Raw genomic sequence first — 14,961 nt, forward strand, 5'->3', positions numbered from 1 at the left:
TCACGCGACGGAGCCGCGGTGGAGCGCCTACAGTCGGGGACGTGACTGAGCCTCGCTGGAGCTATCTGACCGATATGGACGGCGTGCTGGTGCGCGAGGAACACCTCGTGCCCGGCGCCGACGAGTTCCTGGCCGAGTTGCGAAGCAACGGGATCCCGTTCCTCGTGCTGACTAACAACTCGATCTACACGCCGCGTGACCTGCGGGCACGGCTGCTGCGCACCGGCTTGGACGTGCCGGAGGAGTCGATCTGGACGTCCGCGCTGGCCACGGCGCAGTTCCTCGACTCCCAGCGGCCGAACGGCTCGGCGTTCGTGATCGGGGAGGCTGGGCTGACGACGGCGCTGCACGCTGCCGGGTACGTGCTCACCGACTCGGACCCGGACTATGTCGTGCTCGGCGAGACCCGCACGTACAGCTTCACCGCCATCACCAAGGCGGTGCGGCTGATCGAGGGTGGCGCGCGCTTCATCGCCACCAACCCGGACCCCACCGGCCCCAGCGTGGAGGGCTCGCTGCCCGCCACAGGGTCGGTGGCGGCGCTGATCGAACGCGCCACCGGGGTGAAGCCGTACTTCGTCGGCAAGCCGAACCCGCTGATGATGCGCTCCGCGCTGAACAACATCGGCGCACACTCGGAGAGCACGATCATGATCGGGGACCGCATGGACACCGACGTCCACGCCGGGGTGGAGGCCGGATTGCAGACGGTGCTGGTGTTGTCCGGGATCTCGACCACGGAGTCGGCGGGGCGGTATCCCTACCGCCCGACGGCGATCCTCGACTCGGTGGCGGACCTCCTCGGCAAGACGAAGGACCCGTTCGCCGGAACCTAGCGCGCCAGGCTCCACTGGGTCACGGTGCGGGCGGGTTGCCAGCCGGTGAAGCCGCCGAGGCCTGAGGCGTGCTCGACGGCGATGCGGGTCAGCTCGCCGCCGTGTTCCTGGTACGCCGCCGCCAGCGCCGTCTCGGACTCCAGCGTCACCCCGTGCGCCACCAGCCGTCCGCCTGGCGCGAGCCGCTGGACGCACGTCGTGAGCAGGTCGGGCGCGCTCACCCCGCCGCCGACGAAGATCGCGTCTGGCGCTTCGTCTCGCGCCAGCACGTCGGGGGCCGATCCCTCGACGACCTCCAGCTCCGGGACGCCGAGCCGTTCGGCATTGCGGGTGATGCGCGCCGCGCGGTCCGGATCGCGCTCGAACGCGACGGCCCGTGTCGATGGGTGCGCGCGCAGCCATTCGATCGCGACGCTGCCCGCGCCCGCGCCGACGTCCCACAGCAGTTGCCCTGGCAGGGGCGCCAGCCGGGCGAGCGCGCTTGCCCGCAGGTCGCGCTTGGTGAGCTGGCCGTCGTGCTCGAAGGCGTCGTCGGACAAGCCGCCGACCAGCGACAACGGCGTCGTGCCCTGATCGGCGCGGCATTCGATCGCGAGGACGTTCAGCGGTGGGCTGTCGCCGCCCGGCCAGGCGTTGGCGACACCGGAGACGCGTGACTCGTCGTCCGCGCCGAGGTTCGCCAGCACCGTGAGCGTGCTCGCGCCGTAGCCGCGCGCGGTGAGCACGTCGGCGACGCGTCCAGGCGTCGTGCCGTCGGAGGACAGCACGAGCAGCCGCGCCCCGGGCGCGAGCGCGCGGGCAACGCGGTGGACGTTGCGGCCGACAGCGCTGATCACCTCGGTCTCCTCGAACGACCAGCAGAGCCTCGCCCGTGCCAGCGTGACGGACGACACCGCGGGCAGCACCCGCACCCGCTCCGCGCCGAGCTTGCGGACCAGCGTGGTGCCGATCCCGGACAGCAGCGGATCGCCGCTGGCCAGCACACACACGCGGCGTTCGGCGTGCTCGGCGAGCAGCGCGTCGAGCTGGGGGAGCAGGGGGCTTGGCCACGGCACACGCTTCGCGCCGGAGTCGGGGAGCAGCGCGAGCTGGCGTTCGCTCCCCAGCAAGACCTCGGCGCCGGTCACGGCGGCGCGCGCCTCGGCGGACAGCCCGTCCCAGCCGTCCGCACCGATACCCACGACGTCGATCACGCCGGGTTCCTCCGCCAAAGCCACGTTCGCACGGTATCCGAGCGGGCGGGCGGTGCCGTGAAGGGCATCTTACTGGCACCAGACGCCAGTAAGATGCCCTTCACGGCACCACGCATCCCCCGCCCCGAGCCGCCGTGTGGGATGATGCCGTGTCGACGGCTGCCGAGGAACCCGGTGCGAGTCCGGGGCGGTCCCGCCACTGTCACCTGCCGTGCGCAGGGAGCCAGAACGTCGGTAGTCGTTGCCTGTGCCGGGGTTTTCCCGGACGGGCGAGGCTGAAGCGGACGTGGACATCCGCTGGAAGCGAAGGAGCCTGTGTGCGACCGTTCCCCTTCACCGCCGTTGTCGGCATGGCCGACCTGCGCCTGGCGCTCGTGCTCTCCGCGGTGTCGCCCGCGGTGGGCGGCGTGCTGGTGCGCGGCGAGAAAGGCACCGCGAAGTCGACCATGGTCCGCGCGCTCGCGGGGCTGCTGCCCGGCGTGGACGTCGTCGACACCTGCCGGTTCTCCTGTGATCCGGCCGCGCCCGACCCGGCCTGCCCCGATGGCCCGCACCCTGAGGGAGCGGCGTCGCACCATCGCCCGGCGCGGCTGGTCGAGCTGCCGGTCGGCGCCGCCGAGGACCGTGTCGTCGGCTCGCTGAACCTGGAACGCGCACTCGGCGAAGGCGTCACCGACTACCAGCCCGGCCTGCTCGCCTCAGCGCACCGGGGCCTGCTCTACGTCGACGAGGTGAACCTGCTGCACGACCACCTGGTCGACGTCCTCCTCGACGCGGCGGCGATGGGGCGCGCGACCGTGGAGCGCGAGGGCGTCTCGGTCTCGCACGCCGCCCGGTTCGTCCTGATCGGCACCATGAACCCCGAGGAAGGTGAGCTGCGGCCGCAGCTGCTCGACCGGTTCGGACTCACCGTCGAGGTCGCCAGCAGCCGGGACGCCGCCGAGCGTGTCGAAGTCGTCAAGCGTCGTATGGCGTACGAAGCCGACCCGGACGGCTTCGCCGCGCACTACGCCGACGACGAGGCCGCGCTCGCCGCTCGCATCGCCGAGGCCAAGCGGCTGCTGCCGGAGGTGACGCTGTCCGACGACGCGCTGTTGCAGATCGCCGAGGTCTGCGCCGCGTTCGAGGTGGACGGCATGCGCGCCGACATCGTCACCGCCCGCACCGCGGTCGCGCACGCCGCCTGGGCCGGTCGCACCGATGTGACCACCGAAGACGTCCGGGTCGCGGCTCGGCTGGCGCTGCCGCACCGCCGCAGGCGCAACCCGTTCGACGCGCCCGGCATCGACGAGGAGCAGCTCGACCAGGCACTGAGCACGCACGACAATAAGGCCGACGGCCCCGACAACGACGGCCCGGATGGCCCGGACGACGATGGCCCCGGCTCCGGTTCGTCCCCGCCGGAGGAACCCAGCCCCAATGGCGACGCCAGCGGCAACGGCCATGGCGGCAGCCCCCAGCAGGGCCCCCAGGATCCCGATTCCGAGGGGCAGCGGGAACGCACCGTCGGCGCGGGCAGTCCCTACCGGGCGCGGCTGCTGTCCATCTCCGGCAACGGTGCGGGCGAGCTGGGCAAGCGCTCCCGCGCGATCACCGAGGCCGGCCGCACCATCGGGTCGCTGCCGTCCGGGGTGCGTTCCGGCGCGGCGCACCTGGTCGCGACGCTGCACGCCGCCGCCCCACATCAGGCCGCCCGAGGTGCGCTCGGCGGCAGGCCCCGCATCGAGGCGCGCGACCTGCGTTACGCGCTGCGCGAGGGCCGCGAGGGCAACCTGGTGTTGTTCTGCGTCGACGCCTCCGGCTCCATGGGCGCGCGCGAGCGGATGCGCGAGGTGAAATCCGCCGTGCTGTCGCTGCTCCTGGACGCCTACCAGCGCCGCGACAAGGTCGGCCTGGTCACCTTCCGGCGTGGCGAGGCCGAGCTCGCCCTGCCCCCGACGTCCAGCGTCGAGGCCGCCGCCGCACGACTGGAGGCACTGCCGACCGGCGGCAGGACGCCGCTCGCCGAAGGCCTGCTGAAGTCACACGACGCCCTCCGTGTGGAGGCGCTGCGCGACCCGAAGCGCAGGCCGCTGCTCGTCGTCGTCACCGACGGCAGGGCAACCCACGGCCCCGACCCGGTCGCGCGCTCCCACGCCGCCGCCGGGCTGCTGGCCAACACCGGCATCGCCAGCGTCGTCATGGACTGCGAGACCGGCCGGATGCGGCTCGGGCTCGCGGGCGAGTTGGCACAACGGCTCGGCGGCGAGCACGTGCCGCTGGGTGAGGTCGCCGCCGACACGCTCGCCGGAGAAGTCCGCGTCCGCACAATGGGCACAACGGGAAGGGCAGCCTGATGCCGAAAGGACAGCCAGACGTCGTCCCCAACGACGGCCTGACCACCCGTCAGCGCCGCAACCGTCCGATCTTCGCGGTGCATACCGGCCCAATGAAGGGCAAGTCGACCGCCGCGTTCGGCATGGCGATGCGCGCGTGGAACCAGGGCTGGTCGATCGGGGTATTCCAGTTCGTCAAGTCCGCCAAGTGGCGTGTCGGCGAGGAGTCGGCGCTGCGGGCGCTCGGCGAGGTGCACGAGAACACCGGCCAGGGCGGTCCTGTCGAGTGGCACAAGATGGGTGCGGGCTGGAGCTGGTCTCGCAAGAAGGGCACCGAACAGGACCACGCCGCCGACGCGCGCGAGGGCTGGGAGGAGATCAAGCGCAGGATCGCCGCCCAGCAGCACGACTTCTACGTACTCGATGAGTTCAGCTACATCCTGCACTGGGGCTGGGTGGATTTGGATGAAGTTGTCGACGTGATCCGAAATCGCGAAGGTCGCCAGCACGTGATCATCACCGGCCGCAACGCCCCGGACAAGCTGATCGACGCCGCCGACCTCGTGGTGGAGATGACCAAGATCAAACACCCCATGGACGTCGGTCAGAAGGGCCAGCGGGGGATCGAGTGGTGACCGACACCGCGCGGTCGCGGCACTCGTACCGGGTGCCGCGCCTGGTGATCGCCGCGCCCGCGTCCGGCAACGGCAAGACCACCGTGGCCACCGGGCTGATGGCGGCGCTCCGGGCGTCCGGGCTGGACGTCTCCGGCCACAAGGTCGGACCGGACTACATCGACCCGAGCTACCACGCGCTCGCCACCGGACGTCCCGGCCGCAACCTTGATCCGTACCTGCAGGCCGAGGAGCGGGTGGTGCCGCTGTTCCTGCACGGCGCCACCGGGGCGGACATCGCCGTCGTCGAGGGCGTGATGGGGCTGTTCGACGGCGCGCTCGGCAGCGACGGCTTCGCGTCCACAGCGCACGTCGCTCGGCTGCTCGAGGCGCCGGTCGTGCTGGTCGTGGACGCCAGCGCCGCGGGCCGCAGCGCCGCCGCCATGGTGCACGGCTTCGCGACCTACGACCCGTCGGTGACGCTGGCCGGGGTGATTCTCAACAAGGTCGGCTCCGAACGCCACGAGACGGAGCTGCGTTCGGCGATCGAGCGCCTGGGCATCCCGGTGCTCGGTGCGCTACACCGCACCGACGGCATCCACGCGCCGAGCAGACACCTCGGACTGGTGCCAGTCGGGGAGCGCGAGACTGAGGCCACCGCCATGCTGGAACGGCTGCGCACCTGGGTGACTGGTGGCGTCGATCTTGAGGCGGTGCGCAGGGTGGCGGACGCCGCGCCGCCACTGCTTGGCGTGCCGTGGGACGCCGCGACGGCGCTGGGTGCCTCCGGTGGTCCCGGTCCGGTGGTGGCCGCCGCGGGCGGGCGAGCGTTCACGTTCCGCTACGCCGAGAACATCGAACTGCTCCGCGCTGCGGGCGTCGACGTGGTCGACGTCGATCCCGCGGTGGACGAGCGGCTGCCCGAGGGCTGCGCTGGGCTGTACTTCGGTGGCGGGTTCCCCGAGATGCACGCCGAGGATCTGTCCGCCAACGAGCCGCTGCGCGCGGAGGTCGCCGCCGCGGCGGCGCGCGGACTGCCGGTCGTGGCCGAGTGCGCCGGGCTCACCTACCTGTGCCGGGAGCTGGACGGGCTGCCGATGGCGGGCGTGCTGGACGCGACCGCCGCGATGACGCCGAAGCGTACGCTGGGCTACCGGACGGCACGGGCCGTCGGCGACAGCGTGCTCGCCAGCGCGGGCGACACCGTGACCGGACACGAGTTCCACCGCACGGCCGTTTCGCCCGCGCATGGCCGTCAGGCGGCGTGGCGGTTCCACGGCAGACACGAGGGCACCGTCGAAGGCTTCGCCGAGGCCGGGGTGCACGCCTCGTACCTGCACGTCCACTGGGCGGGACACCCCGCGCTGGCCCGCCGGTTCGCGGCGAGCGCGACGGCGGCCGTCCGTGCCAAGCACGCGAGCACCGCATGATGGAAGGTGTATGACTGACGACTTGCCCGGCCCCTTCGACGGCGGCCCTGGTGGCGGCTCCGGGGGCCCTGGCGGCCACGACCTGCGCCATCACGGTGACTCCGACGTCGCGCCGGGGTTGGTCGACCTCGCCGTCAACGTCCGGCTGCCCTCGCCGCCGCCCTGGCTGCGGGAACGGATCGCCGCCAGCCTTGGCGACCTCGCGGCCTACCCAGACGCCACGGAAGCCGCCAATGCCGTCGCCGCGCGCCATGGACGTCCGCTGGATGAGGTGCTGGTCACCTCCGGTGCCGCCGAGGCGTTCTCGCTGCTGGCGCACGCGTTCCGGCCTAAGCACGCCGTAATCGTGCATCCGCAGTTCACCGAGCCGGAGGTAGCGCTGCGCGGTGCGGGGCACCCGGTGAGCCGGGTGCTGACGTCCGCCGATGACGGCTTCCGGCTCAACCCGCACGCCGTGCCGGAGTCGGCAGACCTGGTGATGGTTGGGAACCCGACGAACCCGACGTCGGTGTTGCACCCGGCGAAGACGCTGCGGGCGCTGTGCCGGCCCGGCCGGGTGCTCGTCGTGGACGAGGCGTTCGCCGACGCGATACCCGGCGAGCCGGAAAGCCTCGCCGCCGAGCGGTTGAACGGCGTCATCGTGGTGCGCAGCCTCACCAAGACCTGGGGCATCGCCGGGTTGCGCGCCGGATACGTGCTCGGCGACTCCGCGCTGGTGGCGCGGCTGCGGGCGATCCAGCCGCCGTGGTCGGTGTCCACGCCAGCCGCCGTCGCCGTGGCCGCCTGTTGCGGCGCGGAAGCCGCGCTGGAAGCCGAGGCACTGGCCGCGCGCGCCGAGCGAGACCGTGTGGTGCTGGTCGATGGCCTTCGTGAGCTGGGTGTCACGGTGGCTGGACGTCCCAGGGCGCCTTTCATCCTTGTCAACGTGCCGGACGGCGAGAAGGTGCGGCTTCGGCTCCGTGAGCTGGGGTACGCGGTCCGCCGGGGCGACACGTTCCCGGGGTTGTCGACGGACTGGCTGCGCATCGCCGTCCGCGATGCTCACACGATCAGGGGGTTCTTGGACGCGCTGCGGCAGGCGCTCATCGACGTCGGCTGAGACCGTTGTGGGTGTGGCACCGTATGCTGACGGTAGTAGCTCTGGTGAGCGATCACGAGGAGCTTGAATGGACTACATCATGATCCTGCTCATGCTGGCCCTCTGCCTGCTAGACGCCGCTGGCCAGCGAGAATCCTGACACCGACAGCTTCACGCGGCTAGCGCCACCAGCGCGCCCAGCGTGGCGGTCTCGACGCACGCGCCGAGGACGTCGCCGGTGATGCCACCGAGTCGTCGCACACACCGCCACAGCAGCGCGCTGGACGCCGCCAGGGCGAGCAGCACCGCGAGCACGCCACGCCACGGCGCCACGTCGGCGAGCACACCACCCACCGCGGCCAGCGCGGCACCGAGCGCTAGCGCGAGCGCCACCTGCCACACCGGCGTCGACCCGGCCACCGCCGCGCCGAGCCCGCCCGGCCTGGCGGCCGGAACCGTCCGCAAGCAGCAGACACCGAGCACGAGACGTCCTGCCAGCACGCCAACGGCGGCGGCAAGCACCCCGTGACCGGCCGCGATCGCCCCGGCCAGCGCCGCGACCTGGCCGAGCAACACCAGCACCACGGTCGCCACACCCATCGGGCCGACGTCGCCCTTGCGCATGACGTCCAGGGCGCGTTCCCGGTCGTAGGACGCGCCGAGCCCGTCAGCGGTGTCGGCGAGGCCGTCGAGGTGCATACCCCGCGTGCCGAGCGCGACCGCCCCTACCGCGAGCACCGCGGTCAGCAACGGCGGCAGGCTCACGACGTCGCCCACCAGCACCACAGCGCACGCCAGCACCGCCAGGGGCAGCGCGGCCACGGGCGCAAGCAGCATCGCCCCGCGTGCGACGCCACTGTCGACGTCGCGAGGCGGCGGTACCGGTACGGCGGTCAGCGTGCCGACGGCCAGCCGCAGCGCGTCCCGCATCAGTCGGGCGCGATGTCGGCCAGCAAGCCCATCTCGGCGATGATCGCCCTGGCCGCCCGCAGTGTCGGCACCGCCTGCACCGCGCCGCTGCCTTCGCCGAGCCGCAGTCCGAAGTCCAGGATCGGCTCCAGCCCCAGCGACTTGAGCGCGTAGGCCTGCGACGGCTCGGTCGACCGGTGCCCGGCCAGCCACCACCGCGCCGCGTCCGGCGCGATGTCGGCGGCGACCACGGCGGCCGCGCACGAGAACACACCGTCCAGCAGCACCGGGACGCCTCGCACGGCGCCCTGCACCAGGAATCCGGCCGTCGCCGCCGCGCAGGCGCTGCCGAGCGCCGTCAGTAGCTCGAAGGGCTGAGTCGTCCGTGCGCCCGCGCGAGCGAGCGCGGCCTCGACCACCGCGACCTTGCGAGCGCGGCCTTCGTCGTCCACGCCGGTGCCGGTGCCGACGACGTCCTCGGCGGGCAGACCCAGCGCGCCTGCGACTACCGCGGCGGCCACCGTGGTGTTGCCGATGCCCATGTCGCCGGGAATTAGCAGGTCAGCGCCGCTGTCGCACTCGGCGTCCGCGATCGCGCGCCCGGCGTCGAAGGCGCGGGTCGCCTCGCCGGATCCCAGCGCGTCGGTGGTGTCGATTGAGCCGGACCCGCGCCGGATCTTGTGTGCCCGCACCGATTCCGGGACGTCGTCCAGGTCGGCGTCCACCCCGATGTCGACCACGCGCACGTCCGCGCCGACCTGCCGCGCCAGGACGTTGACCCCGCTGACGCCGGACAGGAACACGCGCACCATCGCGGCGGTGATCTCGGATGGATACGCCGACACCCGCGACGTCGTGACGCCGTGGTCGCCCGCGAACACCACCACCCGCACGTTCTCGATCGGGCGGGGCGGCACCTCGCCGTGCGCCGCGCTCAGCCACGCGGCCAGCTCTTCCAACCTGCCCAGCGAGCCAAGCGGCTTGACAAGGCCGTCGAGGCGCTCCTGGGCGGCCTCGCGCGCCGCGGCGTCGGGGGCAGGGATCGCGAATTCGCTCACCAGTGGTTCCTTTCGCATCTCAGCTCGGCGCGATCGGCGCGGGCAGTTCCAACGCCCGACCAGCGACCACGAGCACGACGGCGTCGGTGGCGTCGGCCACCCGCCGGTTCAGCAGGCCCAGCTCGTCACGGAACAGCCTGCCAGCAGGGGTCGATGGCACGATACCGTTGCCGACTTCGTTGCTGACCAGCACGACAGGAGTCGACGTCGAGCGCAGGGCGTCCACCAGATCCGAGATGGTCGCCTCGGTGCGCTCCCGCCAGCCTTCGGCGTCGTGCCACGCACCGGTCTCGTCGCAGATCCGCGCGAACCAGGTGGCGAGGCAGTCGACGAGCACGGGAGCGTCGGCCGTGCGCAGCACGCTCGCGATGTCGAGGGTCTCGACCGTGCGCCAGCGCCGTGACCTGCGTTCGCGATGCTTGCGGACCCGCTCGGCCCACTCCGGATCCGAGTCGGACGGCGGTTGCCCGGTCGCGACGTAGATGACCTCGGTCTCGTCGGCGAGCAGATACTCGGCGTGCTGCGACTTGCCGGACCGGGCGCCACCGAGCACCAGCGTCGTGGTCGCGCGCCGCGACGCGGTGCCCGTGGTCAGCTCATCGAGCACCCGCATCCCCGTGCGGTACACGGCGCGCAGCGCGCTGAAGGGGGTCATGCGCGTCATTCTCGCAGCGCTCGCCAGTGACGCGCCGCCGGTGTGGGAGTTGCCACGTCTTCGCGTCGCCATGCGTGGCCTGTGCGACGTCGCCCGGTAGCGTCGTCGCATGCTCACCATGTCGCGCGCGACCGCTGCCGGGCTGCTTGCTGGCTACCTCGCGGACCTCGCCGTTGGCGATCCCCGTCGCGGACATCCGGTGGCGCTGTTCGGACGTGCGGCCGACGCGCTTGGGCGGCGGATGTGGGCGGACTCCCGGGCGCGTGGCGTCGCCTACGCCGGCGTGTGCGTCGGCTCAGCGGCAGGTGTCGGCGCCCTCGCGCACGCCGCGACGTCCAGGTCGCCGGTCGCACGCCTTGCGGTGACAGCCGGGGCGACGTGGGCGGTGCTTGGCGGCACGGGACTCGCGGGCGAGGGTGCCGCGATGGCCCGGATGCTTGAGTCGGGTGACGTCGAGGGCGCCCGCGCACGGTTGCCACACCTGTGCGGACGCGACCCGTCGGGGCTGGACGAAAAGGACCTGGCGCGCGCGGCCACGGAATCCATCGCCGAGAACACCTCGGACGCGGTCGTCGCCCCGCTGCTGTGGGGTGCGGTCGCCGGGCTGCCCGGCCTGCTCGGTTACCGCGCGCTGAACACGCTCGACGCCATGGTCGGGCACCGCACACCGCGTTACGCACGGTTCGGGTGGGCGTCCGCGCGCGGGGACGACGTCGCGAACTTTCTGCCCGCGCGGGCGTCGGCGCTTGCTGCCGCTGGGTGTGCTCCGGTTGTCGGTGGGCGGGCCTCGGACGCCGTGCGCGTGTGGCGACGGGACGCCGCCCAGCACCCGAGTCCGAACGCCGGTCCGGTGGAGGCCGCGTTCGCCGGGGCGCTCGACGTCCGCCTGGGCGGTGTGAACCGGTACGCGGGCGCTGTGGAGGACCGGGGCACGCTGGGCGACGGGCGTACACCCGGTGTCCCGGATCTCCGCCGCGCCGTGCGGCTGTCCCGGGCGGTCGGCGCGGTCACGGCCGTGGTGGCCGCGGTTAGCGCGGCGGTGCGCGGCGAAAGCGCCCTTCGCCGCATCGGAGGTCGCGCATGACCGCGGGGGGTGTGCTTGTCGCCGGGACCACGTCGGACGCGGGCAAGAGCCTGGTCGTGGCGGGGTTGTGCCGGTATCTGTCGCGGCAGGGGCTGCGTGTCGCGCCGTTCAAGGCGCAGAACATGTCCAACAACTCCATGGTCTGCCCGGACGGCACCGAGATCGGTCGCGCCCAGTGGCTCCAGGCCCGCGCCGCCAGGGTCGAGCCTGAAGCCGCCATGAACCCCATCCTGCTCAAACCGGGCAGCGACCGTCGCAGCCACGTCATCGCGCTCGGCAAGCCGTACGGCACGCTCGACGCGGGGGAGTACGCCACCGGCCGCGATGGCCTCGCGCGCATCGCGTTCGACACCCTCGCTGAGCTGCGGGAACGGTTTGACGTCGTCGTCTGCGAAGGTGCGGGCAGCCCCGCTGAGATCAACCTGCGCGGCGGCGACTACGTCAACATGGGCCTCGCCCGACACGCACGGCTGCCGGTCGTCGTCGTGGGCGACATCGACCGCGGCGGCGTGATGGCGTCGATGTTCGGCACGCTCGCATTGCTGAACGCCGACGACCAGGCGTTGCTCGCGGGCTGGCTGGTCAACAAGTTCCGGGGCGACGTCGACCTGCTCCGTCCCGGCCTCGACACCCTGACGCGGCTGACCGGCCGCCCCGTGTATGGCGTGCTGCCCTGGATCGAGGGCGCGTGGATCGACTCCGAGGACGCGCTCGCCCAGGCGGGCTGGCAGCGTGATCCGCGGCAGTCGACCCATGCGCGTCCGCTGCGGGTCGCGGTGGCGCGACTGCCCAGGACGTCCAACGCCACCGACGTCGACGCGCTCGCCGCTGAGCCCGGTGTCACCGTCACGCTCACCACCGACCCGGACACACTGGTCGCCGCCGACATCGCCGTGCTGCCCGGCTCCCGCGCGACCGTTGCGGACCTTACGTGGCTGCGCGAACGGGGCATCGCGGACGCGGTGCGCGTGCGGGCGGAGAAGGGACGTCCAGTGCTCGGCATCTGCGGCGGGTACCAGATGCTCGCGCGGACGATCGAGGACGACTGGGAGTCCGGCGCCGGCCACGTTGACGGCCTCGGGCTGCTGCCGACGCGGGTGGACTTCCACCGCGAGAAGGTGCTCGCGACCCCGCGTGGTGCGTGGCGCGGGGAAGACGTCGTCGCGTACGAGATCCACCACGGTGTCGCGCGGTTGCTGCCCGGCGATCAGGACGTGGAGTCGTTCCCTGCTGGCGCGCGGGACGTCGAGCCGTTCCTGGATGGCTGGCGCAGCGGTGCCGTGTGGGGGACGACCTGGCACGGCGCGTTCGAGAACGACGGCTTCCGGCGGGCGTGGCTGACCGAAGCCGCGCGCCAGGCTGGGGTGGCGTGGGAACCGGCTTCCGGCGCGCCCGGCTTTGGTGAGCTACGAGAGTCCATGCTCGACCGGCTCGCCGACGCCATCGCCGAGAACGTTGACACCGACGCCCTGCTGAAGCTGATCACGAACGGCGTGTCGGGCGGCCTCCCGTTCGTGCCGCCGGGCACATAAGACCGCACTGAACGCGGAACACGACGTCGAGAATGCCGAACACGGCGTTCAGAGTGTCGGACACAGTGTCGAGAATGCCGAACACAGCGTTCAGAGTGTCGGACACAGTGTCGAGAATGCCGGACACGGCGTCCAGGGTGTCGGACACAGTGTCGTGAGTGTCGGACACAAACACCGTGCCCGTGGCCCACACGGACCACGGGCACGGCGTCGAACGTCAGAAACGTAGGCGGCTCAGGCGGACGCGGCGGCGGGAGCCTCCGCGGGGGTGTGCGCCAGCGCGCGGTGAACCAGCGTGCCGAACGCGGCGCCGAGCACGAGCCACAGCACGGCGAGTCCGCCGAGCGAGGCGAGCCGGAAGTCCCACAGCAGCGTGGCCGGGAAGTCGTCCGGTACCTCGTTCACGGTCGGCATCAACACCGCGCATACCGTCATAACGACGGCGTAGCCGACGATCCCGATGCCGCTGGCCGCCCAGCCGCCGAAACGGTCGGCGAACGAGCGCGCCGCGGTGATCGCCAGCCCGGCCGTGATGACCGACAGCGCCAGGAACACGAAGTACAACTCGGTGCGGGAGCCGACCGTCCCGGTCTGTCCCACCGCTGGTGGGTTCGCCGGGTACTTCAGGAACGGCACGAGCGTGACGGCGACGAACGCACCACCGGCGAGCAGCGACGAGTACGCCCGCACGCTGAACCCGCCGAGCCGCCCGTAGATCACGGCGAACACCACGGCGAACAACCCGCCGAGCGCGAGGCCGATCCCGAGGTGTGCCGTCAGCAGCCCGATCGTGCGTTGAATGTCCCTGCTGACCAGGGGTTCCTCGGCGTGATGATGCCCGGCCTCGCCCGCGGCGTGCGCTTCCTCCAGCGCGATCGCGGCATCGACATGGGGTTCACCGACGAAGAACGCGAAAACAGCCGCGGCGAGACCAGCCAGCAAGCCGGCGATCAGGCCGCGGACCAGCAATGTCCGCATCATGTTCCTGCCCCTCAGTGGCAGGGGAATGCCATCAGGTGGCGGCCGTCGTGCAGGAACTCGTGCACGTAGCCACCGGCGGAAAGCAGCGCGGTCGCGCCGTCTTCCGTGCTGATGAAGAACATCGTGATCATGGCGAGCGCACCGATGAGCACCGCCCACGGCACGATCTCGCGCAGCGGAATGCGCACCGGCGCGGGGATGGACGTCGACGCGGGGACTGCCGCGTGGGACATGAACCTGACCTCCTTGGGCTTTCGCGGCCCGGTTGGGTGGTGGCGATGGTGGCGGGTCTGACTTCCGTTCTCCGGATACAGTGGCGCGTCCGTGCCGGATTCTCACCGGCTTCCGGCCGCCATCGCACATGGCCGAGTCACCGTAAGCCGCTGATCACGACAGCGTCAATGTGACAAACGTCTGACGACCCGCATGCGAACGGACGCCACACCGTTGGCCCAGCGGCCCTGTGCGGTGCGTGTTCGCGCCGGTGTGATGATGTTGTGGCGTGAACGACTTCGAACACTGGTGGGAGCGGCTGTTCGGCGCCCAGGCGGACCCATCGGCGATGGTGCCGCTGATCGCCGCCGCGATCGCGCTGGCCGCCGTCGTCCTGCGGAGCCCGTGGCTGGTCGCCCGCACCGTGATCACGATCGTGCATGAGGCGGGACACGCCCTGGTCGCGTTGCTGTCCGGCAGGCGGCTGCACGGCATCCTGCTGCATTCCGACACCTCGGGCGTCACGGTCTCGCGGGGCAAGCGCACCGGCCCAGGCATGGTGCTGACGACGTTGGCGGGGTATCCGGCGCCCGCGCTGCTCGGCGTGCTGTTCAGCGGGCTGATCAGCACGGGCAGGCAGGGCCTGGTCTTGTTCGGCTGCGCACTGCTGGTGCTCGGTGTGCTCGTGCTCGTCCGCAACGCCTACGGGGTGTTCGCCGTGCTGGTCACGGCTGTCGCGCTTGGGCTGATCGCGGCATTCGGCACTCCCGACGTCACTGGCGGTTTCGTCTACGCGATCACGTGGTTCTTGCTGCTCGGAGCGGTCCGGGCGGTCGCGGAACTGCTGCGGAAACGTCGTACTGGGATGGCGGTGGACTCCGACGTCGACCAACTGGGGCGCCTGACAGGGCTACCCACGATGCTGTGGTCGTTGACGCTGGTGGTGCTCGTGGCGGGCTGCCTCGTCGTCGGCGGGATGCCGCTGCTTGAGCCTGTGCTCGGTGGCCCGGAGCGCTGAGGCACACTGGAGCAGGTCAGACAGCGATGCCGAAAGGACGAGACA

General features: G+C 71.9%; 14 protein-coding genes. 8 read left to right on the plus strand and 6 right to left on the minus strand.

Features of this window, described 5'->3' with window-relative positions; genetic code table 11:
* The first annotated feature begins 41 nt into the window (after window positions 1–41).
* Complete coding sequence (locus tag ACFQGD_RS11650; protein ID WP_345396517.1) at window positions 42–836, plus strand: HAD-IIA family hydrolase; 795 nt, start codon at window positions 42–44, stop codon at window positions 834–836.
* Here the strand turns inward: ACFQGD_RS11650 and cbiE are convergent.
* Complete coding sequence (gene cbiE / locus ACFQGD_RS11655; protein WP_345396514.1) at window positions 833–2,053, minus strand: precorrin-6y C5,15-methyltransferase (decarboxylating) subunit CbiE; 1,221 nt, start codon at window positions 2,051–2,053, stop codon at window positions 833–835. The two genes, ACFQGD_RS11650 and cbiE, sit on opposite strands and share 4 nt — an antisense overlap.
* A gap of 293 nt (window positions 2,054–2,346) precedes the next feature.
* On the opposite strand from cbiE, the gene ACFQGD_RS11660 reads away from it, so the two are divergent.
* From ACFQGD_RS11660 to cobC, 4 genes are read left to right on the plus strand one after another with little or no spacing between them, the layout of a single operon-like run.
* Entirely contained in the window at window positions 2,347–4,365 is a 2,019-nt protein-coding gene (locus ACFQGD_RS11660; RefSeq protein WP_345396511.1) for a putative cobaltochelatase, read from the plus strand.
* Window positions 4,365–4,979, plus strand: coding sequence for a cob(I)yrinic acid a,c-diamide adenosyltransferase (gene cobO / locus ACFQGD_RS11665; protein WP_345396508.1), 615 nt, complete (start codon window positions 4,365–4,367; stop codon window positions 4,977–4,979). The genes ACFQGD_RS11660 and cobO overlap by 1 nt, the downstream gene beginning before the upstream one ends.
* A complete protein-coding gene (locus tag ACFQGD_RS11670; protein ID WP_345396505.1) occupies window positions 4,976–6,388 on the plus strand; it encodes a cobyrinate a,c-diamide synthase in 1,413 nt (470 codons plus the stop codon). Before cobO ends, ACFQGD_RS11670 begins: the two co-directional genes overlap by 4 nt.
* 10 nt (window positions 6,389–6,398) lie before the next feature.
* Entirely contained in the window at window positions 6,399–7,487 is a 1,089-nt protein-coding gene (gene cobC, locus ACFQGD_RS11675) for an Rv2231c family pyridoxal phosphate-dependent protein CobC (protein WP_345396502.1), read from the plus strand.
* Between the two features lie 150 nt (window positions 7,488–7,637).
* Here cobC and ACFQGD_RS11680 read toward each other — a convergent pair whose 3' ends face one another.
* From ACFQGD_RS11680 to cobU, 3 genes are read right to left on the minus strand one after another with little or no spacing between them, the layout of a single operon-like run.
* The gene (locus ACFQGD_RS11680) at window positions 7,638–8,399 is read right to left on the minus strand and encodes an adenosylcobinamide-GDP ribazoletransferase (protein ID WP_345396596.1); all 762 of its coding nucleotides are present in this window, start codon (window positions 8,397–8,399) and stop codon (window positions 7,638–7,640) included.
* On the minus strand, window positions 8,396–9,433 hold the full coding sequence (gene cobT / locus ACFQGD_RS11685) for a nicotinate-nucleotide--dimethylbenzimidazole phosphoribosyltransferase (RefSeq protein ID WP_345396499.1): 1,038 nt from the start codon (window positions 9,431–9,433) through the stop codon (window positions 8,396–8,398). Before cobT ends, ACFQGD_RS11680 begins: the two co-directional genes overlap by 4 nt.
* Before the next feature lie 19 nt (window positions 9,434–9,452).
* Window positions 9,453–10,088 (minus strand): bifunctional adenosylcobinamide kinase/adenosylcobinamide-phosphate guanylyltransferase, encoded by a 636-nt coding sequence (cobU, locus tag ACFQGD_RS11690; RefSeq protein ID WP_345396496.1) that lies wholly within the window; start codon window positions 10,086–10,088, stop codon window positions 9,453–9,455.
* A 109-nt stretch (window positions 10,089–10,197) separates the two neighbouring features.
* Between cobU and ACFQGD_RS11695 the strand changes: the two genes are divergently transcribed.
* Complete coding sequence (locus ACFQGD_RS11695) at window positions 10,198–11,172, plus strand: cobalamin biosynthesis protein (protein WP_345396493.1); 975 nt, start codon at window positions 10,198–10,200, stop codon at window positions 11,170–11,172.
* A complete protein-coding gene (locus ACFQGD_RS11700; RefSeq protein ID WP_345396490.1) occupies window positions 11,169–12,704 on the plus strand; it encodes a cobyric acid synthase in 1,536 nt (511 codons plus the stop codon). Before ACFQGD_RS11695 ends, ACFQGD_RS11700 begins: the two co-directional genes overlap by 4 nt.
* A 234-nt stretch (window positions 12,705–12,938) precedes the next feature.
* Here the strand turns inward: ACFQGD_RS11700 and ACFQGD_RS11705 are convergent, their stop codons facing one another.
* Together ACFQGD_RS11705 and ACFQGD_RS11710 are read right to left on the minus strand one after the other, a co-directional pair.
* Window positions 12,939–13,685: a CbtA family protein gene (locus ACFQGD_RS11705; protein ID WP_345396487.1), complete on the minus strand. Its 747-nt coding sequence runs from the start codon at window positions 13,683–13,685 to the stop codon at window positions 12,939–12,941.
* A gap of 11 nt (window positions 13,686–13,696) precedes the next feature.
* Window positions 13,697–13,918 carry a CbtB-domain containing protein gene (locus ACFQGD_RS11710; RefSeq protein WP_345396484.1) on the minus strand — a complete coding sequence of 74 codons (222 nt, stop codon included), beginning with the start codon at window positions 13,916–13,918 and terminating at the stop codon, window positions 13,697–13,699.
* A gap of 329 nt (window positions 13,919–14,247) precedes the next feature.
* Here ACFQGD_RS11710 and ACFQGD_RS11715 point away from each other — a divergent pair, with 329 nt between their 5' ends.
* A complete protein-coding gene (locus tag ACFQGD_RS11715) occupies window positions 14,248–14,916 on the plus strand; it encodes a M50 family metallopeptidase (protein ID WP_345396593.1) in 669 nt (222 codons plus the stop codon).
* Window positions 14,917–14,961: the final 45 nt, after the last annotated feature.

The organism is Haloechinothrix salitolerans, from assembly GCF_042662605.1.
Classification (GTDB): Bacteria; Actinomycetota; Actinomycetes; order Mycobacteriales; family Pseudonocardiaceae; genus Haloechinothrix_A; species Haloechinothrix_A salitolerans.